This window comes from Acetobacterium sp. (genome assembly GCF_030652775.1).
Classification (GTDB): Bacteria; Bacillota; Clostridia; order Eubacteriales; family Eubacteriaceae; genus Acetobacterium.
Window position 1 is genome coordinate 59,927 of sequence record NZ_JAUSPS010000010.1, and the last position, 18,378, is coordinate 78,304.

24 protein-coding genes are annotated in these 18,378 nt (G+C 40.6%); 18 read left to right on the forward strand and 6 right to left on the reverse strand.

Annotation, left to right across the window (positions count from 1 at the left end):
* Positions 1-197 precede the first annotated feature (197 nt).
* The 17 genes from Q7J41_RS01460 to Q7J41_RS01540 all read left to right on the forward strand — a co-directional run bounded on the left by Q7J41_RS01460 (position 198) and on the right by Q7J41_RS01540 (position 12,720).
* Positions 198-587 carry a DUF2089 domain-containing protein gene (locus Q7J41_RS01460; protein WP_304884544.1) on the forward strand — a complete coding sequence of 130 codons (390 nt, stop codon included), beginning with the start codon at positions 198-200 and terminating at the stop codon, positions 585-587.
* 19 nt (positions 588-606) lie between these two features.
* Positions 607-1,044, forward strand: a complete 438-nt coding sequence (locus Q7J41_RS01465; protein WP_304884545.1) for a hypothetical protein — start codon at positions 607-609, stop codon at positions 1,042-1,044.
* Complete coding sequence (locus Q7J41_RS01470; protein WP_304884546.1) at positions 1,034-1,348, forward strand: hypothetical protein; 315 nt, start codon at positions 1,034-1,036, stop codon at positions 1,346-1,348. The genes Q7J41_RS01465 and Q7J41_RS01470 overlap by 11 nt, the downstream gene beginning before the upstream one ends.
* Before the next feature lie 19 nt (positions 1,349-1,367).
* Complete coding sequence (locus Q7J41_RS01475) at positions 1,368-1,715, forward strand: phage holin family protein (protein WP_304884548.1); 348 nt, start codon at positions 1,368-1,370, stop codon at positions 1,713-1,715.
* Positions 1,716-1,937: 222 nt separating this feature from the next.
* A complete protein-coding gene (locus Q7J41_RS01480; RefSeq protein WP_304884550.1) occupies positions 1,938-2,996 on the forward strand; it encodes an iron ABC transporter permease in 1,059 nt (352 codons plus the stop codon).
* Positions 2,987-3,766 carry an ABC transporter ATP-binding protein gene (locus Q7J41_RS01485; RefSeq protein ID WP_304884552.1) on the forward strand — a complete coding sequence of 260 codons (780 nt, stop codon included), beginning with the start codon at positions 2,987-2,989 and terminating at the stop codon, positions 3,764-3,766. Before Q7J41_RS01480 ends, Q7J41_RS01485 begins: the two co-directional genes overlap by 10 nt.
* Positions 3,751-4,860 (forward strand): ABC transporter substrate-binding protein, encoded by a 1,110-nt coding sequence (locus tag Q7J41_RS01490; protein ID WP_304884554.1) that lies wholly within the window; start codon positions 3,751-3,753, stop codon positions 4,858-4,860. The genes Q7J41_RS01485 and Q7J41_RS01490 overlap by 16 nt, the downstream gene beginning before the upstream one ends.
* A 149-nt stretch (positions 4,861-5,009) precedes the next feature.
* The gene (locus Q7J41_RS01495) at positions 5,010-5,792 is read left to right on the forward strand and encodes a hypothetical protein (protein ID WP_304884556.1); all 783 of its coding nucleotides are present in this window, start codon (positions 5,010-5,012) and stop codon (positions 5,790-5,792) included.
* A gap of 25 nt (positions 5,793-5,817) precedes the next feature.
* The gene (locus Q7J41_RS01500; RefSeq protein ID WP_304884558.1) at positions 5,818-7,215 is read left to right on the forward strand and encodes a leucine-rich repeat domain-containing protein; all 1,398 of its coding nucleotides are present in this window, start codon (positions 5,818-5,820) and stop codon (positions 7,213-7,215) included.
* A complete protein-coding gene (locus Q7J41_RS01505) occupies positions 7,212-8,180 on the forward strand; it encodes an ABC transporter substrate-binding protein (protein WP_304884560.1) in 969 nt (322 codons plus the stop codon). Before Q7J41_RS01500 ends, Q7J41_RS01505 begins: the two co-directional genes overlap by 4 nt.
* A 1-nt stretch (position 8,181) precedes the next feature.
* On the forward strand, positions 8,182-8,871 hold the full coding sequence (locus Q7J41_RS01510; protein ID WP_304884562.1) for a GTP-binding protein: 690 nt from the start codon (positions 8,182-8,184) through the stop codon (positions 8,869-8,871).
* Positions 8,864-9,862: an ATP-binding cassette domain-containing protein gene (locus Q7J41_RS01515; protein WP_304884564.1), complete on the forward strand. Its 999-nt coding sequence runs from the start codon at positions 8,864-8,866 to the stop codon at positions 9,860-9,862. Before Q7J41_RS01510 ends, Q7J41_RS01515 begins: the two co-directional genes overlap by 8 nt.
* Positions 9,863-9,981: 119 nt before the next feature.
* Positions 9,982-10,578 carry a GNAT family N-acetyltransferase gene (locus Q7J41_RS01520; RefSeq protein WP_304884566.1) on the forward strand — a complete coding sequence of 199 codons (597 nt, stop codon included), beginning with the start codon at positions 9,982-9,984 and terminating at the stop codon, positions 10,576-10,578.
* Complete coding sequence (locus tag Q7J41_RS01525; protein WP_304884568.1) at positions 10,559-11,233, forward strand: HAD family hydrolase; 675 nt, start codon at positions 10,559-10,561, stop codon at positions 11,231-11,233. Before Q7J41_RS01520 ends, Q7J41_RS01525 begins: the two co-directional genes overlap by 20 nt.
* 16 nt (positions 11,234-11,249) lie before the next feature.
* Positions 11,250-11,459, forward strand: coding sequence for a hypothetical protein (locus tag Q7J41_RS01530; protein WP_304884570.1), 210 nt, complete (start codon positions 11,250-11,252; stop codon positions 11,457-11,459).
* The gene (locus Q7J41_RS01535; protein ID WP_304884572.1) at positions 11,456-11,992 is read left to right on the forward strand and encodes a CDP-alcohol phosphatidyltransferase family protein; all 537 of its coding nucleotides are present in this window, start codon (positions 11,456-11,458) and stop codon (positions 11,990-11,992) included. The genes Q7J41_RS01530 and Q7J41_RS01535 overlap by 4 nt, the downstream gene beginning before the upstream one ends.
* A 38-nt stretch (positions 11,993-12,030) precedes the next feature.
* Positions 12,031-12,720 (forward strand): HAD family phosphatase, encoded by a 690-nt coding sequence (locus tag Q7J41_RS01540; protein WP_304884574.1) that lies wholly within the window; start codon positions 12,031-12,033, stop codon positions 12,718-12,720.
* A 199-nt stretch (positions 12,721-12,919) separates the two neighbouring features.
* Here the strand turns inward: Q7J41_RS01540 and Q7J41_RS01545 are convergent, their stop codons facing one another.
* Positions 12,920-13,525, reverse strand: a complete 606-nt coding sequence (locus tag Q7J41_RS01545; protein ID WP_304884576.1) for a TetR/AcrR family transcriptional regulator — start codon at positions 13,523-13,525, stop codon at positions 12,920-12,922.
* Positions 13,526-13,647: 122 nt separating this feature from the next.
* Here Q7J41_RS01545 and Q7J41_RS01550 point away from each other — a divergent pair, with 122 nt between their 5' ends.
* Positions 13,648-14,859 carry an MFS transporter gene (locus tag Q7J41_RS01550; RefSeq protein ID WP_304884577.1) on the forward strand — a complete coding sequence of 404 codons (1,212 nt, stop codon included), beginning with the start codon at positions 13,648-13,650 and terminating at the stop codon, positions 14,857-14,859.
* Positions 14,860-14,911: 52 nt separating this feature from the next.
* Here the strand turns inward: Q7J41_RS01550 and Q7J41_RS01555 are convergent, their stop codons facing one another.
* The 5 genes from Q7J41_RS01555 to Q7J41_RS01575 all read right to left on the reverse strand — a co-directional run bounded on the left by Q7J41_RS01555 (position 14,912) and on the right by Q7J41_RS01575 (position 18,146).
* A complete protein-coding gene (locus Q7J41_RS01555) occupies positions 14,912-15,082 on the reverse strand; it encodes a hypothetical protein (RefSeq protein ID WP_304884578.1) in 171 nt (56 codons plus the stop codon).
* Positions 15,079-15,510: a DUF3795 domain-containing protein gene (locus Q7J41_RS01560; RefSeq protein ID WP_304884580.1), complete on the reverse strand. Its 432-nt coding sequence runs from the start codon at positions 15,508-15,510 to the stop codon at positions 15,079-15,081. Before Q7J41_RS01560 ends, Q7J41_RS01555 begins: the two co-directional genes overlap by 4 nt.
* 83 nt (positions 15,511-15,593) lie before the next feature.
* A complete protein-coding gene (locus tag Q7J41_RS01565; RefSeq protein WP_304884582.1) occupies positions 15,594-16,379 on the reverse strand; it encodes an RNA polymerase sigma factor in 786 nt (261 codons plus the stop codon).
* 99 nt (positions 16,380-16,478) lie between these two features.
* Positions 16,479-17,342, reverse strand: a complete 864-nt coding sequence (locus Q7J41_RS01570) for a nitroreductase family protein (RefSeq protein WP_304884584.1) — start codon at positions 17,340-17,342, stop codon at positions 16,479-16,481.
* Between the two features lie 48 nt (positions 17,343-17,390).
* Positions 17,391-18,146, reverse strand: coding sequence for a transposase (locus Q7J41_RS01575; protein ID WP_304884587.1), 756 nt, complete (start codon positions 18,144-18,146; stop codon positions 17,391-17,393).
* Positions 18,147-18,378 lie beyond the last annotated feature (232 nt).

Here is an 18,378-nt window from a genome sequence, read left to right on the forward strand (position 1 = left end):
GATTTTGCCTGGCAACTATTACGATAGCTTACCTAATAAACGCATCAAAATTTTCCTGATCATTTGACCGAGCTGAAAGACCAGTATGGAGTTATTAATATAATTAATTTATGCATTAATTATTTTAACTTTTATATTGACATATTTGATTTTAGGTAGTATATTATAGTCAAATAAACATAGGACTGGTGAAAAAAATGAAGTACAAAGCTCCCGGCAGATGTCCCATCTGTAGTGAAAAGCTATCCATTACCAAACTCAACTGTCCCAAGTGTGCCACCACCATTGAAGGTCATTTTGAGCCTTGTGAATTCTGCCGTCTACCAGATGAAGATCTTAACTTTATCAAAATATTCATCAAGTGTCGGGGAAATATTAAGGATGTTGAAAAAGAACTGGGCATCTCTTATCCGACAGTACGCGGTAAACTGGATACGGTTATCAGAGGTCTGGGCTATGAAGTGCCCTCAAAGGAACTGATCAAGGAAAACGAAAATAAAACAGCCGCCCGAAATGAAATCTTGGATCAATTGTCAAACGGTGAAATCACCTCAAAAGAAGCAACCGAACGCATAAAAAATTTATAAAGAAAAGGGAGATTAGACAATGAACGAACAACAAAAAATATTAGAAATGATCGAAAGCGGGCAAATCACAGCTTCCGAAGGTATGGAACTGCTGGAAGCTCTGACTATGACCAATGAAGTGGCAACAATTACGACTGTCGAAACAACTGGCAACCACGGTTACAAATTCTTTAAGGTTAAAGTGACCTCGGATAACAATTCCGTCAATGTCAATATCAATATCCCGATCCGTCTGCTGACGACCATTGGTGAAATTGCCGACCGAATGACGGCAGTACTTCCCCCGGATGCCAGAAGAGATATGGAGTCGAAGGGGATTGATCTTTCCGGCATCGATTTTGCTAAAATAGTCGAAGAGGTAATCAGTGGTACCCTGGATGAACCGAATATCGTTGATGTGGAAGCCTGGGATGAAAACAGTCAGACCATGATTAAGGTACGGGTCTATGTCGAATAAGGGTTTTCGCAGCTTATGGATCCGGCTTCAGATTGAGGACAAACAGTTCATAACAATTCCCTTTCCCATCCCCTTATATATTTTCGAAGAATTACTGGACAGTTTTCTGGATATTCTGATCATCGCATGTTTTTTTACCCCGAAAACACCCGCTCCGAATCCATCTTCCCGGGTCTCAGTCCATTTAGTGAAAGAGCTTGTTGTCGCTGTGATGATCCTGCTGCGGTCTTTAAACAGCGATGAGCCCTACGATCTTGTCGATGTTACTACTGACAAGGCCAAAGTTTTGATTAAAATCAGATAAACTGTTTTGGGAGGTAAAAATGAAAAAACTGTTCATGAAATATCTATCGATCATTGCGACGCTTTACTTACTGTCACTTGTTTTTCACAGCATTCACATCGACAGCATTTCGGCTCTGCTGATCATGGGACTGGTTTTGTTGGGCGTAAATTTATTATTAAAACCGATTCTGCTACTGATTACCCTACCGCTCAGTCTTCTCACCCTGGGCTTATTCAGTTTCATTGTGAACGCCTGGATGATTATGATTGCCGACCATTTTGTCACTACTATCAGCATGGGCGGTTTTCTTAATTCACTCATTGCCGCTTTCATCATTGTTTTATTCAATCAGCTATTCACGGGGATGACTAAGGAATCTTATTAATGATGTGACAAAGAGATGTTTTTGGCAGTAAACCATATCAGTAACTACCCGATAAACTTTATATTGACAAAAAATAATTTCTTAGTTATGATATCAAATAAAAGCAGACAATACAAAACTAAACAATTAAAAACAGCAAGAGTGGTACAAGGAGGTACGCGCAGAAAGTATGCGTATACCTTCATTTTTTTTATCATTTCATTTTTTTATCAAAGGAGTTTTATGGAAATCGGCAAGCGTGAAAAAAGTCAAAACCGTAAAAAAAAGCGGGTGCGAAGAAATCAGATAATAATAGCTGGTATGTTGATCCTATTGATCGTTTTGTTATTAGCCTCCTTTACTTTGGGAAGATATAACATTGATATAAAAGATTTGATCGTTTATATGGGAAAAAAACTTGGGATTAATCTGGAGCTTGACCAGATTAAAGAACATCTTATTTCCAGTGTCAGATTTCCCAGAATAATTGCCGTCATTTTGACGGGTCTGGCACTATCCGTTTCAGGGGCATCTTATCAGGGTATCTTTAAAAACCCCATGGTTTCGCCGGATATTTTAGGCGCTTCAGCAGGCGCTGGCTTTGGCGCATCGCTGGGGATTTTATTGTCATTGCCAACCATCATGATTCAATTATTAGCATTTGGCTTTGGAATTACCTCGGTGGCGTTAAGCTGTTTGATTGCCGGAATTGTCGGACGGCGTGAAAATGTAACCCTCGTTCTGGTGCTGGCTGGAATGGTGGTATCATCATTATTCAGTGCATTTATCTCCATTATTAAATACGTCGCCGATCCATATGCTAAATTGCCGGAGATCACATTTTGGCTGATGGGAAGTATTTCCGACGCTAAAAACAGTGATTTAATTTTTATAATTGTGCCGGTTGTCATTTGCCTGACGATTATATTTCTGGTTAGATGGGAAATCAACGTTCTCAGTTTTGGTGATGAAGAGGCCCGCGCTTTAGGGGTTAATGCCGGGCAATTAAGGCTGGTCATTATTATTTGTGCAACCATGCTGACGGCAACCGTAGTAAGTGTTTCCGGTCAAATCGGTTGGGTTGGACTGATTATTCCACATCTGGCAAGGATGATCGTCGGTCCTGACTACCGGTACTTAATTCCGGCAACAGCAATCCTGGGAGGGATCTTTCTGTTACTGGTTGACAATATTGCCAGAACGGTTATGCCGGTTGAAATTCCGCTAGGGATACTAACCGCTATCATTGGGGCACCGTTTTTTGTGTTTTTGATTTTAAGAGGAAGGAAAGGATGGATTTAATGCTGGAGCTTAATAACATTTCCTGTGGCTATAACAATATGCCAATCTATCAAGGGATTAATTTTAAGGTTCATCCGGGGAGTATTGTCTGTATCATGGGCAGAAACGGAATCGGGAAAACAACTTTGCTAAAAACGATTTTAGGAAGTCTTAATACCCTAAACGGTTCAATTATTCTTAATGGCAAAGATATTCTTACCTACAGCAATAAAAAAAGAGCGCAGCAGATTGGATATGTCCCCCAGTCCCATGTTCCGCCCTTTCCATATTCTGTTAGAGACGTTGTTGTGATGGGGAAAACACCACATTTATCGATATTTTCGGTACCGGGCGATTCTGACTACTCACAGGCCGATGAAATATTAGAAAAAATTGGCATTAGCTATTTAAAGGAAAAAATATACACCCAAATTAGTGGCGGTGAAAGGCAGCTAGTAATTATTGCGAGAGCTTTGATTCAAAATCCTAACATTTTAATTATGGATGAGCCCACTGCAAATCTGGATTATGGCAATCAGATTAAAATTATTAAAACCATTAAAGCCTTGGCAAAAGAAAAAATATCCGTAATAATGACAACGCATCATCCTGAACAGGCATTTGAGTGTGCCGACTTAGTTGTCGCAATGACTGAAGACAAGGTGATTTCAACCGGAACGCCGGTAGAAATATTAACAGCGGAATTGATTGAAGAAATCTATGGCGTAAGCGTTACTGTTCAAACGGTAAATGTCGAGGGAAAGGAAAAAATGATATGTTTGCCAAAATAAAAAGACCGCTAATAACAATAACACTCATATTTATTGTCATTACCTCAGGTGGATGCTCCAATCCTTCGGATTCAAAAAATGAAGCGCACAACACGATTATCGATATGGCAGGAAGAACGGTGGAAGTGCCATTAACAATTGATCGTGTTTATTCGGCCGGGCAACCAGGGGTTGTTGCACTCTATACCTTATGTCCGGATAAGCTTTTGGGATGGTGTATTGAACCGTCTGATGCGGAGGCTGAATTTATTAATGCAAAGTATCTGAATCATCCGGTACTGGGGCTTTGTCAGGGAACAAATGCCAATGCAAATACCGAAGAGATTGTTGCCCGAAATCCGGATATTATTATTTTGATGACGGATACGAGTACCGAATACGCGAAAACTTCGGCCGACGAAATGCAGGAAACTTTTCAAATTCCGGTTGTCGTGGTTGGTGATGAATTGACGACCATGGATGAGAGTTACCGATTCCTGGGCAAATTATTAGGAGTAGCAGCGCGAGCTGAAGAGCTGGCCTCCTATTGCGCCAAGGTAATTGATGAAGCTAAAGACATTTCAAAAACAATTCCAGACAAAGAGAAAGTCAAGGTCTACTACGCTCAAGGCTCAACCGGACTTCAGACCGCGCCACAGGGATCAGCACACTCACAGGTGATTGAACTGGTTGGCGGAATTAATGTATGTCGTCTGGATGCGGTTGATAGCGGTCGTCTGACCATTGATATGGAACAATTGTTTAAATGGAATCCTGATATTATAATCGCCTCATATAGTGATGACCATGGCGGAACCAACCTCGGGAACACCGATGTTTTTGACATCATTACCAATGCAAATCCGGAATGGCCTCTTTTAGAAGCAGTAAAGAACGGTGAAATATTCAAAACCCCCTTCTTACCATATAATTGGCTGGACATGCCACCATCGGCTAACAGAATTGTTGGGGTAGCCTGGCTGGCAGAACTTTTATATCCTGACTACTATCATTTTGATATTGTGCCGGCAACAAAAGATTTTTATCAGCTGTTTTATCGGATTGAGTTATCAGATGAACAGATAAACAAATTACTAAATGAGGCAGTAAAATAAAAATAAAAGGAGGCCGCAATGAAAAAACGCTTAAAGCAGACAGAATGGCGCTGACGCTATGTCGATACAAACGATTGGATAGCAGCGAATTAGAAAGAACACGAAAAAAAACTGATTAAATTGAGTTTAACAAAGAAGAGGAGCAGTTAATGAAAAAAGCAACGAAAAAAATGCCGGAAAATGCGAAAAAAAATGCAATGCCGGGTTTGATTATGATGGTGTTAATCATGATATCGATAATGTCATCAATGAGCGCACCCGTTTTAGCAACTGACCAAGTGGATACAACCGTGTATGACTCCGCTTCAACAACCGAAACCTTATCATGGAAAGCCTTTAATGTTTTATTGGGTTACAATGATATGGGAACGACAATGACCGGATCTCCGGCAACGGGTATCTATGAATTTAGAGTCGGCGGAACCGCTGATGGCGAATTAAAATATGCCTGGACATTTGACGGAAGTGCTTTCACAACACCCTTTACCAGTGAAACAAAAGGACCAATAAATCTTACGGTCCAAACGGTGAGCGAACCTGAAAAAGGTCTTGGGATTACGTTTGACCTCTATACCTCGCATAGCGAGGGTAAGGATAATAGCCTGAACGGCGCTGCAAATTTAAAACTAAAAGTGGCTGAATTTTTTGCTGATGGAACAAAACTTGTGATTACTGATTCGAATGCGTACAGTAAAGAAGTAACTGTAGTGGATGGTTATATTAGTTTTGAGGTCAACCAGGGCGGTACCTACGAAGCTAAAGAAAATCCCGTTGCCGTCCCAGAAAAAACTGCTCCAGCAGATAATGAGATCGTTACAGCCAAGTCCACCAATCCGGTGAATATTGGATTGGTGATTCTGCTAATCGTCGTGGTTTTGGCAATTGGTGGAATTGTTGTTTTCCTGAAAAGAAAAGGCAAGCATGATAACTAATTAATGCGTGAAAGGGTCGATAATTATGGTATGCGGTGAAAAGAAAGCAAAAACGGTTTCCTGTCTTTTTAGAGTATTGTTTACGATAATTATCATACAGCTTGTCAGTTTTACGACTACAAACCTGGTTTTTGCTGAAACAATTGGAGATGATACCATTCATGATTCAGGAACGGGAACATGGGAAAACCCTTATGTCGATACCGTTGATGCGACTTCAAAGGTATCATGGAAACACCTGGAAAAAATCGGTGAAGAGCAAATTCATGAAGTCTATCAAATTGTTGAAAATGGCGTGATGCAGTATAGTTGGTATTTTTCTCCTGAAATTTGTAAAAATCCTTCCATTAGTGGTCCCTATTTCCTGGGGATTAACAAATATCTCGTCAGTCAGTCTGATCATTTACCCGGTGGAAGCAGCGATGAGTCGCTTTATTTTTCTTTTGCCCTAAAACGGGATTTTCCCGGAGCAGTCAAAATTAAACTAAATGTTTCAAACAATTTCTCTGATGGCACTGTTTTGGATTTGAATTACTATGGCGGATATGCGAAAACGGCTGTTCATGGCGACAGTCCACTGATCTTGCCGGGCGAAATCAATACCTTTTCGGGGGTCGAAGCGGTTGCTTCAGGGCTCCCCGTAATTGATGGCTATGTGGAATTCGATGTCCGCCATGGTGGAAATTATTATTTAATACCGGAAAACACAAACAGTGCCAATATCAATTCAAGTGAAGTTGTACTCGGTAAAATCGGCGAACTTTTTAGCGGTAAAATTGCTGAAACGATTGCTGATTATTTTGGTAAAACCATTGAAGATACCGTTACCGCCGGGGATTTAAACAGTATTAAAAAATTGTATCTAGCAGATATGCAATTAGACAGCTTAGATGAACTTGGCAAATATAACTTGAGCGGGTTGGAGCAATTAACGGCTTCAGGAAATAACCTAAACAAGGTTCCGCTTTTGAAAGCACCTCAAATAACTTACCTGGATTTGTCCGGCAATAAAATTGATGATATTGCCGGGTTAGGACAGATGCCCACCTTGAAAAACATTTTATTATCCGATAATCGCATGACAAACATCGGGGATTTAAGTATTTTTGCAAAATTAACGACATTAGATTTAAGCAATAACAAAATTACTTCCTGGGGTGCGGAAATAAAAAGTGGTACCCTCCGGTACCTAAAGCTTAGTGGGAATCAAATCGAAACGGAAATTGACACATCCGGGCTTACCGCATTAGAAGAACTGGAATATGATCGCGATGCTTCGTTAGTTGCGGCGTCTCAATCAGTATCTGAAAAGAAGCAAACGGATGGAGAATTTATGAAAAACGGATCCGTAGTTTTTATTATTTTGATAATTATTATCGCAATAGTGACGATTAAAGTATATTTTAAAAGGAGTAGTTTATGAAATATTTTGAAAACAATGTATTGGCTCTGATGCCTTGTGCGGTTAAAGTGCCCATGGAAGCAACGATTGCCAGTTACATCAAAAATAAAAATCTTTCCCTAAAATATGAGATATTATCCAATGCCGTCGTCCAGGCTGATTTTTTTGAAGAGCTTAAAACAATTGAGGATATTGATAAACTTCCGGATATCATGATTGCTCCGGGATTCAGCCGCTTTTTCTTTCCGGCATTTGTTGAACGATTTATAAAAAAGGGCGCCTTCCAATCATCGCTTGACTTTGAGGTGTCAGAGGCTTATCAGGAATCAGGCGTTATTGACCCCAATGCTTACTACGATATCATCGCTGTCAACCCACTTATTTTTTTAGTTGATCAAACGAATTATCCCGATCTTGAGCCGCCAAAAAAATGGGCTGATCTTCTATCTTCGCAATATCAGCAGAAAATTGCCTTTAGAGGCCATACCGATGAGGATTTGTGTGAGGGCATCTTATTTGAAATCTATCATACCCATGGTATTGAAGGAATAGAACGGTTGGCTCGAAATATAAAATCAAGGCTGCATCCTTCACAGATGGTAGCCCTTGCCGGAAGCAAAAAAGAAGAAGCGCCCTTTATCAGCGTAATTCCTTTATCCTTTGCGAATCTTGTGAAGGAAAGCGACACGGTTCGGGTGATCTGGCCGGAAGACGGTGCTGTAATGAATCCGGTTGTCATGTTGACAAAAAAGGATTGCAGCCAGGATGCAAAGGACGTTTCAAGATACTTTATTAGTGAAGCGGTTGGCGCTTTATTTAGCGAGGTCGGTTTTTGCTCGCTCCGGCCGGGGCTTGAGGAAAGAATGCCCCACTTTGGAAAATACAAATGGATCGGTTGGGATTTTCTCCTTCAGACGGATGTAAAAAAACTTCATGATGAACTGAATCAGGTGGTTAACACACACTCACTGGAAAGGGTGAAATAGAATGCGTCTCATTACCTTTTCCGGGCCGCCTTCATCGGGAAAAACATCAGTCATTATCAGCACCATCAGGGCTCTTAAAAATAATGGTGCGGATGTTGCGGTTGTAAAAATGGATTGCCTCACCTCCGACGACAAGGCACTCTATCAGAAAGAAAACATTCCGGTTGGGGTCGGACTTTCCGGCAATCTTTGTCCAGATCACTTCTTTATCACCAATATTGAAGAGTGTTTTGAGTGGGGAATTAAAAAAGCGGTCGACTATCTTATTACCGAAAGCGCCGGTCTTTGCAATCGCTGTTCTCCGCACATTTCCGGGGTTATGGCGGTCTGTGTGATTGATAACCTAATGGGTGTCAATACGCCTAAAAAAATTGGCCCCATGCTTAAAATGGCCGATATCGTAATCATTACAAAAGGGGATATCGTCTCTCAGGCTGAAAGAGAAGTCTTTGCCTTTAAGGTAAGACAAGCCAACTCGAAATGTCTGATTCTCAATGTGAACGGGATAACCGGTCAAGGATGCACCGAATTTGCATCAATTTTAGCACAAGCCCAGGAACATGATGCGGTTACCGATGAAAAACTGCGATTTTCCATGCCCGCCGCCGTCTGCTCCTATTGCCTGGGTGAGAAAAAAATCGGCAAGGCGTATCAATTAGGCAATATGCGAAAGGTCGAATTTCATGATTAACTCAATACCCGACGAAAAGATTGCTATCATTCTCAAAACCTATGCTTATTGTCACGATTTTTTCGACGCCATTGTTATCGATTATCCTCCACAAGAAAAGTATCATCTAACCGTCAACGAATATTTTGAGAGCCTCGATAGCTATGAACTCCAAACAAAAGGGGTTGAACAGGCAGATCTTGTCGACCAGTTTGTGTCGTTTTTGGAGAATATGGAAGCACGTCAAAAAAGCGTTCAGTGGAATATCGAGTCACTTACGATTGTCGGAGGACAGAACAAGCATGGCGAACAGGAAAATGTCAGCATCTGTCTCAGACCAGGTGATGTCGTATCGATTGTTGGCCCAACCGGTTCCGGGAAAAGTCGCTTGCTGGGGGATATTGAATGGCTTGCTCAGGGTGATACCCCAACCAAACGACAGATATTGATAAATGATACCATCCCGCCTCAGTCTTGGCGGTTTTCCATTGAGCACAAACTCGTTGCCCAGCTTTCGCAGAACATGAATTTCGTCATGGATCTGACGGTGGCGGAATTTATAAAAATGCATGGCGAAAGCCGAATGATTGGTGATATCGAAGAAAAGATCCGCTTGATTCTGGAAAAGGCTAATGAACTTGCCGGTGAAGAAATATCCCTTGACACCCCTGTAACCGCACTTTCCGGAGGGCAGTCCCGAGCGCTGATGATTGCCGATACCGCTTTTTTGAGCTCCTCGCCGATTGTCCTGATTGATGAAATCGAAAATGCCGGAATTGATCGGAAAATAGCGATATCCCTACTGGTTACGAATGAAAAAATTGTTTTGATCGCAACCCATGATCCGGTTCTGGCGCTCAGTGCCGAAAGGCGAATTGTCATCAAGAATGGCGGGATTGAAAAAATAATTGCAACCTCCCGGACTGAAAAAGAACTTCTGCATGAACTTGAAGCGTTAAATCAGAAGCTGATGAACTATCGGGAACGCCTAAGAACGGGAGGAAGCTTCTGATTAGCTATTACCCGAAACGTTCCCGTGTCATAGGGCAGACTATACCCTTGACGAATTTCAGAATGACAAAGGCGGCCTCGGGCAATTAATATAATCTGAATCGTGAAAGGAGACATTATATGAATTTAGAAACAGCGTGCTTAGAGCTTAGAAATTACCATATAGAGGATTTGGAAAATTATTACAAACTGAAATCTTGCAATGAGGTTTGGAAATATTCCACCTATATTCCGCTAACAGATATAATTCAAGCGAAAGAGGAACTTGAAAAAAATATTTCAATGCAATCTACTAAAGAGTCCGTTTTTTGCGCCTTATTTGAAAAAGATACAAATAATTATATTGGAGAGGCTGGTATTATTTCAGTTAACAAAAATGCCAATCGATGTGTGGTCGGATATAATTTATTGCCTTGCTTTTGGAATAAAGGATATGCAACAGAAATAACAAGATGCTTAATTGCATATGCTTTTAACATCTTAGGGTTTGAGAGGGTGGAAGCCTTGGCCGATATACAAAACATACCATCTTGTAGAGTGCTTGAAAAATCGGGTATGCTTAGGGAAGGTGTGCTAAAGCATTTCGCAAAAATCAATGATTGTTATCATGATATTTGCTATTATGGAATAACAATAGATGTCTATTTCATAAATGAGCAAAACCTAGCGCCGGACAAGTTAAACTGGACTTCCCATTATGAACTATCGCATAATTAGTTTTGATATCTTTCAGACGCTGGTGGATGTCAACGAACGTATCCCCGAAATCTGGCGCGGCATTTTGAAAGACAGTTACACTGATGAAAAAGCAATGCAGGGTGCAAAAGCAATTTTAAGCACCTTGCCCAACGTTTATGAGAAGGCTGTGCAATCGGAACAGTTTAAAACAATGGCTGAAGTGTATCAGGAATGTGCTCGAAAGGCCATGGAAAAATTAAATTTTAAGACTTCACCACAGGAAGTGGCATATAATTTGATGTACCAGCATGCCAAGGCACCCTTTTATCATGACGTCTTGGACTGCATTGCAAAACTCCGCCAAAAATATCAAATTATCCTTTCCAGCGATTCCAACCATTTGATGGTTGATGATTTGATTTGCAAGATAACATATGATAAGGCATTCATTTCAGACGACCTTAAAAGCTACAAAGGTGATAAACGCGGTAAATTCTTTCGTACCGTATTGAGCCAACTAGATACAGACCCAAAGGAAATCATACATATTGGTGATAGTTCTGCGGATGTTTTAGGTGCTCACAGGGCTGGAATCACAAGCTGCTGGATTAATAGAGATAACCGAAAATGGAACAACCCCATAAAGCCTGACTTTATCATTCAGAATTTTAATGATTTAGCAGATATTTTATGAAACAGAAAGAGCGCAAATGAAACGACTGATATTAGTAGATGACACGATGGTCGCGGGCAAAACTGCCACCTGCACAGAGCTTTCCAAACTCTTTGACCCCAACGTTTTTTTTGGACGGGACTGGTATTGGATGATAAGTTCGGTTGAAATTGATGTGCGTGCGATTACGGTGCTGCAAGCCGCAAAACAAATACATAACGTGCGGAGCCAAGGATATAACGTATGAAAAAAGTGTACCTGCCCAACATAATAACTTCATGCCGGATTTTTTTATCTCTCGGTTTGTTGTTTATTGACTTTCGCAGTGTTCTTTTTATATTGGTATACCTGATATGCGGCTTAACGGATCTGTTGGATGGCTATATAGCTCGGAGAATCGGCAGTGAAACCTTGCTTGGGGCAAAGCTGGACAGCATTGCAGACTTGTTCATGAGCGGTATGATCATCATTACGGTGATGAAACAAAATCAGATTACGATGCTGATATTTGCCGTAATTATTATTGTTTTCATCCTGCGAATTGGAAATGCCGTGTTTTCAAAAATCAAATTTAGAAAGATATCATTTATTCATACGATTGCTAATAAAATAACGGGTCTGTTTTTCTTTTTCTGCCCATTAGTCTATACCTTGTGGGGCAATAATCTACTCATCATAACGGGAATTTTAGCTTTTCTGGCAGCCATTGAAGAGTTCCTTATCATCCTCACCTCAAAAACCTTAGACCTAAACAGAACAAGCATTTTTTCAAAGTGCTGATGAAAAAAAAATCTAATAATTGAAGGAGATGAGCCATATTGAATGTATTGGATTTAGGCATAAACAAAATTGGTTTAATTTTTGATTTTAATGGTACATTGTTTTGGGATTCGGACAAACATGAGCTAGCATGGCGGATATTTATCAAAGAGTTGTGCAATAGAGATATTAGTGATAGCGAATTTTTGCAATATGTGCACGGGCGTAACAATGACTTTATACTAGGTTATTTTCTCGAAAAAAGTTTATCGGTAGATGTAATTGATGATCTGTCGGAGAAAAAAGAAATTATTTATCGCAACCTCTGTACCGAAGATGCGATGAATTTACAATTAGCGCCTGGTGCGATCCGATTGTTGGATAATTTAAAAAAGTATAATATCCCAAGAACAATTGCAACGGCATCAACAAAAATCAATGTTGATTTTTACAGAAAAATATTTCAATTAAGTAAGTGGTTTGATAATGACAAAATCATTTACAATGATGGCACGATAAAAGGAAAACCAAACCCCGATATTTATATAAAAGCGGCCAACATGATACAAGTTGACGTCCAAAATTGTGTCGTGATCGAAGATGCGATATCTGGAATACAGTCAGCATACAAAGCCGGAATTGGAAAGATTATAGCCATTTCACCCAAAGATAGACAGGCGCTTTTCGAAGATATGAAAGAGGTTGATTGCATAATTAATGATTTTAATGAAGTGGACTGTGAGAGGTAAGAGGGAGATCAGGTCATTCAATCAGTTTCGTTATTCATAAAAGTTTAACACCTCAGTAAATTTTTCTTGACTTATGTTTGCATTGATATATAATAGCACTACCGACTGATCAGTCTGTAGTGCTATTGTCATTTCCCGATGAAAGGAAGTTTCTATAAAACCAGTCACTATTAATTTATCGTATGCCGTACCGTGTGGCTCATTCTGTGTCCGTGGCAATTCCGGATAACAGCATTTTGATCGCATTGATATGCAAGGCCGCATATTCATCACCGCTTAAATGAGGCATCGTCAAACAGAGTTGGGTGGCGCCTGATAACAAGGACATGACGGCAAAACTCAATGACTCAACATCGTCTCCTTTTAAAACCTGTTGATCAACACCGCTCTTCACGATCTCTTTAATCGCATTCGATATTACCTCATAGATCGCCATTATCACCGGTAAAACCTCGGAGTCATCGGTGAGCGTATTCGCAAATTCCATAGCTGAACTAAGTAAAGGGTTTTCGCAATCTCGGCCATAGTGATCTGCCAGCGCGAGCAACTGTTCGGTTGGCGACATCGATTGAAATTCTGGATTAAGCCAGCTGTTGGTCAGTTGGGTAACGTGAAGATCGAGAAGCTGAAGATAAATATCTTCTTTGTTTTTAAAATGATGATAGATATTGCCTTTACTCATCGACGTTAATTGACATAGGTCGTCCATTGTGGCTTTATCATAGCCTTTGTCGATGAATAACGAGCGTGCATGGGATAAAATAAATGCTTTAGCTTCATTGGCCGGTAATCTGTTTCTTGACACAATGCCCTCCGTGGGGATCCGTTCTGGGGATCCGTTCTCTTCATAATTTGATAAATTCAATTAAAGACAATTATAACAGAAAGTCTAACGAATATACACTCAACAAAGAAAGGAAGATCAAAATGAAAGAATTATTTCAAAACAAAGTATTTAGAATTATTATGACTACCGATGCAATCCAACTGCTATGCATCTGGATCCGAAATATGGCGGTACTATTCTTTATCATTGAAAAAACCAATGCCAATCCAATTGCGATTTCATTGATTACAATTTTTGAATATCTGCCTATATTTGTGTTTTCATATCTGGGCGGCACCCTCGCCGATAAATGGAATCCCAAGCGAACCATGATTGCCGGGGACTTCTTAAGCAGTATTTCGGTCGTCGTTATTCTTTTACTCATCAATCAAGGTTTGTGGCAAACCGTTTTTGCCGCCACCCTTGTCTCTTCAATGGTAAGTCAGTTCTCAGCCCCTTCGTCAGTGATCATGTTCAAACGAAATATTGATGAACAACTCATCACCCCGGCGATTTCACTATCTCAAGGGTTGCAATCCCTCTATCTTATCATTGGGCCGATTATTGGCACGTTGCTCTATAAAGGCCTCGGCATTAGCTTTTCGCTGACAATCATCGCCATTCTGTTTTTATGCTCCGCGATGGTACAATTCTTATTACCCGCCAGCCCCAGAAAGGCTGATTATATTAAGCCCAATCTGTTAGCTCAGATGAAGGAAGGCCTGGTCTATATCAATAATGATAAAGGGTTAACAGTTCTTTGTTCGGTGTTAGGATTGTTTGGTTTTGCCCAAGGTCTGATTCAACCGCTGACCATTTTTATCCTGACCGATAGACTGCGCATCGAAACTGAAAGTCTCCAATGGTTCTATTCGCTATCCGGGGTGGGACTTCTTATTGGTGCAATTATCTCCATGTCAATCGTCAGTAAATATAAAACCAGAATGATCTTGTTTTTGGGGATGATCGCTTTTGCCGCTGTCACAATCGCCGAAGCGCTATCAACCGTAGTGATTCTTACTGCGATGCTATATTTCTTATCTGGCTTAATCATCGCTTTTGTTCAAGTCGCAATCAGCGTGCCATTGATTCAAAATGTTCAGGAAGATTATATCGGCAGAATCAACGGCCTGATCACCCCGTTGTTGATTGCGGGAATTCTAATCGGTACCGCATTATCCGGTGTTTTAATCGAACAACTCACTTTAATTCCGGTGTTTATGTTATCCGCATTTACTCTGATTATTTGCGGCGTCATCAGCCTGGGATACCAAAGCGCACCTGAACCTGTTGAGTTTGACCGCGCACCGTAGATTCTGACCAACGATGCGCCCCACCTCATATGCTACAATTGCTTCCGTTACGCTATTGAAATCTTCCAAACCGCTTTCGACATTCGCTGTTCTGACTCAGCGTGTCGGGAAACTGTTCATCACTTGGTCTAATTTTTAGGTTGATTTCCAGGCAGTCAGCCTGGTTTTCTTCCTCCGAAAAACGAACAAAATCTGCCGCTGTCGGAAAATAATCTTTGATCACTCCTCGCTTCCACCTTCACCAATTACAATTTTTTTGGTAAAATATGTATGCCTGATATCTGCCACCTGCTCAACCCAGTTGTCGATGCCTATTTTTTTCATCAGGCAAAGGTTATACAATTTTATATTCTGCGGAAATTTTCCAGCTCCGTCTGCCAGAGGCATCAGATATTTACACGGAAAGTCAACGCAATTGAAGCAATAGTCAACGCCCTTTTGTTTAACACAATCAAGTGTTTTGCAACTTTTCCCCTGCATTTTCAAAAGCAGACATATATTCCCTTCCGTACAGCCTTTACAGGTTATTTTTTCTTTCGGTATCTTCGTTGACTCTGACAATCTTTTCTGAAATTCATCGGTAACATTATCCTCGTACATTTCACAGTTAAAGCAATCAATCCCACATGGTGCAACAATTTTTTCTTTCATAATCGATATCCTCCAAATAATTATTTCAGCAATTCTGTTTAAAATTGCTTTATATTATTTTAGATACTTGTTTATAAAAAAGGTTACACAATATCAGCTGTTAATTTTTTAATTTTCTCCGATACTTCTTTTTTGTCATGTTTTTGTTCTACGGTATATAGATAGGCAATCTTTTTAAGTAATGACAGATTTTTAAAATGCGCCTTTCGTAATTCATCTGTTTTTGGCTGGTTATAGCCCGTCGGAAGTGGAAGACGATGATCATTCATATATTTTACCCATAGCTGGCATTTACATGGCTTCTGGGGATCAATTAAACTGCATCTCATTTCAAATAACTCCTGAAGATGCTTTCTTCCTCTGAATAGCGTAACCTTAACGTTTTCAACTGACATATCCAGGATCTCGGCTATTTCTTTGTTTTTAAGATTGGTACAGGTTTTTAGTAAAAAACATACCCGTTGGTTTTTGGGCAGGCATTTTAAAAAAGCTTGCAGACATTTTTCGCGCAGTTCATCCATCACCAAATCATCGTCAAAATCACAATTGTATTCGATGCTTTCAAAGAATTCTTTTTCTGTAACTCCTAAGTTTTCAGTTATTCTAACCAAGGGCAGCTTGTTTATATATTTGAAATGCTTGTAGCACTCGTTTATAACAATCCGGTATAGCCAAGTGAATAGCTTTGATTCTCTCCTGAATTTACTTAAATTTTTATATGCATTTAAAAACGAGTTTTGAAGAATATCCTCAGCATCCTGCTGATTATCAATCATTCTGAATGCACAGGCATATAATTTATCATAATCCTGTATGATCAGATTCTCCAGTTCCATTTGCAAATCGATGTAATCAGTATTGTTACTCATAATTATCACGATGTTTCCACTGGAAACAAACCTCCTTTTTGGAATGCTCGGCATTTGCGAAATGCCACAAATCATTCTGACCGTTCGCCAGCCTTCAGGTTACGCTATCGAAATCTTCCAAACCGCTCTACCGGCGTCTTCACTAACTTTTACTGTTGGCTGCCAGCCTCGGTCAATTAGTCCAAGCCAGACATGGCATGCGCATATGCCAATATCGACATTCGGATGTTCCCATTTAAAGTGCTGGTATCCCGGTGGCATCGCAACGGTGATCGTATTGAAGGAATCTTCAAAGCCGAACCGCCACATTTGGGCATTTCCAGCCGAAGGCGCTTTTCGGCCTAAGTCCAGCGCATACAATAGATCATCTGACAGATGACTAAAATTATCCGGATTCTCCAGCAACTCAATAATTTCTTTCCGTTTATGGCTGATCGTCTTTTCTGTGATCCTGTCGATCAGACGCAATCCGCCATCCTCATAATAACCAAGTGGCGTGATGCAGATCGCCCGCATCCCGGTGGTCTCGCCTTTTGAATGCCCAAACCCCTTGTTTGCTTCTTTTAACTGGTCAGGTGATTGCAAATGGGGCATCAAGCGTTCAAGCTCTGCCAGTTTGTAGTGCCCATACCAACAAGTAGAAAGGTTCTTACTCTGGGCGTAAAGAATCAGTAACTCCCCGACGAAACCCGCCTGTGAAATGGAGATGGCATCGGTTTCGGCCACAAATGCAATGTTATCTGGTGGTGATTTCATCAGTGGATAGAGTGTTTTTGTCGGATCGGCATGAAAGAATCGAATCGCAACGTGATGCTCAAACGGAATCAGCATTGCCCTGGCAAAGTTTTTGATCGTGTCCATGACGTCTTGATCAACAGGCATCATTTGATAACTGCGTGCCGATCGCCTGGCATCGATCGTACTTTTAATCGAAAATGTAATTGACATTTGCGGTACCTCCATAAATCTTGTTATTCAAAATATGACGCAAGGATGTTTCGTTCGTCATGCTTATCGCTTCAATGCCTGCTCGACCATCATCTTGCCCAGCCCCAGCACCCGGCTCAACTGGCGGATACTGCCACCGCTTTCCCGCTGAATCTGTCGGATCAGCTGGTTGCGCTTGTCAACGGACAATTCGCTCAGATTCTGGTACTCGCTATTATGTTTCAGCATGTCAGTAAGCAGTTCATCGCTCCATCTCGTTTTGGGGTGGCTTTCCAGACAGTCATCCTGATTTTCTTCCTTCGAAAAACGAATAAAATCTGCCACGGTCGGAAAATAGTCTTTGATGATCCCACTATCAAGGATCGCCGGATTTCCCTGATCGACCTGGATCATTTTATGATAACTGCTCCATGGATACTCTTCTAACTGGCTAACCATTCCCGCTTTTAAGGGATTCCGGTGAATATATCGAAGCACTGTTATCAGATGCTGTTTAGCTTCAACTGCTTCACTACTAAAACGACTCTGGAAAAGATGGCCGGTTCGCCCATATTTGTTGTTGTGCAATTGAACATATCCAACGGTAATCCGTTTGATGCTGGTGCCCAGCTCTTCCCCTTCTTTGATCAGCAGATGGACGTGGTTATCCATAAGGCAATAAGCATACAGCTGAAACCCGCCGGTTTCTCTCGCCTTATTCAACTTTTCCATAAAAATTGACCGATCCGAATCATCCAAAAAAAGATTACGTCCATCCAGACCTTTTAGCAGGACATGATAAATCCCCGTTGTGCTTTTGACCCGCGCTTGTCTTGCCATTGCTGCTTTCACCTCCTGCTGTTTTTGCCAGTATATCACATTTTTGACGGCATAACAAACGAAACGTCCCTTTGTCATGATTGATGCTGGTCAGAATTATTTTATATCCTTTGATCACTAAATTTAAAACAAGAGAACGGAATTTACATGTTTTTTACATAAACATTAGGTAATCGACTTGATTATTAGATATCTTTAGTTTAGAATTATTATAAATTAAATATAATGACAG

What these genes read in the sequence shown, in the direction of transcription:
- Q7J41_RS01460 (WP_304884544.1), top strand. Translation starts at nt 198, where the DNA reads ATGAAGTACAAAGCTCCCGGCAGATGTCCCATCTGTAGTGAAAAGCTA.
- Q7J41_RS01465 (WP_304884545.1), top strand. Translation starts at nt 607, where the DNA reads ATGAACGAACAACAAAAAATATTAGAAATGATCGAAAGCGGGCAAATC.
- Q7J41_RS01470 (WP_304884546.1), top strand. Translation starts at nt 1,034, where the DNA reads ATGTCGAATAAGGGTTTTCGCAGCTTATGGATCCGGCTTCAGATTGAG.
- Q7J41_RS01475 (WP_304884548.1), top strand. Translation starts at nt 1,368, where the DNA reads ATGAAAAAACTGTTCATGAAATATCTATCGATCATTGCGACGCTTTAC.
- Q7J41_RS01480 (WP_304884550.1), top strand. Translation starts at nt 1,938, where the DNA reads ATGGAAATCGGCAAGCGTGAAAAAAGTCAAAACCGTAAAAAAAAGCGG.
- Q7J41_RS01485 (WP_304884552.1), top strand. Translation starts at nt 2,987, where the DNA reads ATGGATTTAATGCTGGAGCTTAATAACATTTCCTGTGGCTATAACAAT.
- Q7J41_RS01490 (WP_304884554.1), top strand. Translation starts at nt 3,751, where the DNA reads ATGTTTGCCAAAATAAAAAGACCGCTAATAACAATAACACTCATATTT.
- Q7J41_RS01495 (WP_304884556.1), top strand. Translation starts at nt 5,010, where the DNA reads ATGAAAAAAGCAACGAAAAAAATGCCGGAAAATGCGAAAAAAAATGCA.
- Q7J41_RS01500 (WP_304884558.1), top strand. Translation starts at nt 5,818, where the DNA reads ATGGTATGCGGTGAAAAGAAAGCAAAAACGGTTTCCTGTCTTTTTAGA.
- Q7J41_RS01505 (WP_304884560.1), top strand. Translation starts at nt 7,212, where the DNA reads ATGAAATATTTTGAAAACAATGTATTGGCTCTGATGCCTTGTGCGGTT.
- Q7J41_RS01510 (WP_304884562.1), top strand. Translation starts at nt 8,182, where the DNA reads ATGCGTCTCATTACCTTTTCCGGGCCGCCTTCATCGGGAAAAACATCA.
- Q7J41_RS01515 (WP_304884564.1), top strand. Translation starts at nt 8,864, where the DNA reads ATGATTAACTCAATACCCGACGAAAAGATTGCTATCATTCTCAAAACC.
- Q7J41_RS01520 (WP_304884566.1), top strand. Translation starts at nt 9,982, where the DNA reads ATGAATTTAGAAACAGCGTGCTTAGAGCTTAGAAATTACCATATAGAG.
- Q7J41_RS01525 (WP_304884568.1), top strand. Translation starts at nt 10,559, where the DNA reads ATGAACTATCGCATAATTAGTTTTGATATCTTTCAGACGCTGGTGGAT.
- Q7J41_RS01530 (WP_304884570.1), top strand. Translation starts at nt 11,250, where the DNA reads ATGAAACGACTGATATTAGTAGATGACACGATGGTCGCGGGCAAAACT.
- Q7J41_RS01535 (WP_304884572.1), top strand. Translation starts at nt 11,456, where the DNA reads ATGAAAAAAGTGTACCTGCCCAACATAATAACTTCATGCCGGATTTTT.
- Q7J41_RS01550 (WP_304884577.1), top strand. Translation starts at nt 13,648, where the DNA reads ATGAAAGAATTATTTCAAAACAAAGTATTTAGAATTATTATGACTACC.
- Q7J41_RS01560 (WP_304884580.1), bottom strand. Translation starts at nt 15,510, where the DNA reads ATGAAAGAAAAAATTGTTGCACCATGTGGGATTGATTGCTTTAACTGT.
- Q7J41_RS01565 (WP_304884582.1), bottom strand. Translation starts at nt 16,379, where the DNA reads ATGAGTAACAATACTGATTACATCGATTTGCAAATGGAACTGGAGAAT.
- Q7J41_RS01570 (WP_304884584.1), bottom strand. Translation starts at nt 17,342, where the DNA reads ATGGAGGTACCGCAAATGTCAATTACATTTTCGATTAAAAGTACGATC.
- Q7J41_RS01575 (WP_304884587.1), bottom strand. Translation starts at nt 18,146, where the DNA reads ATGGCAAGACAAGCGCGGGTCAAAAGCACAACGGGGATTTATCATGTC.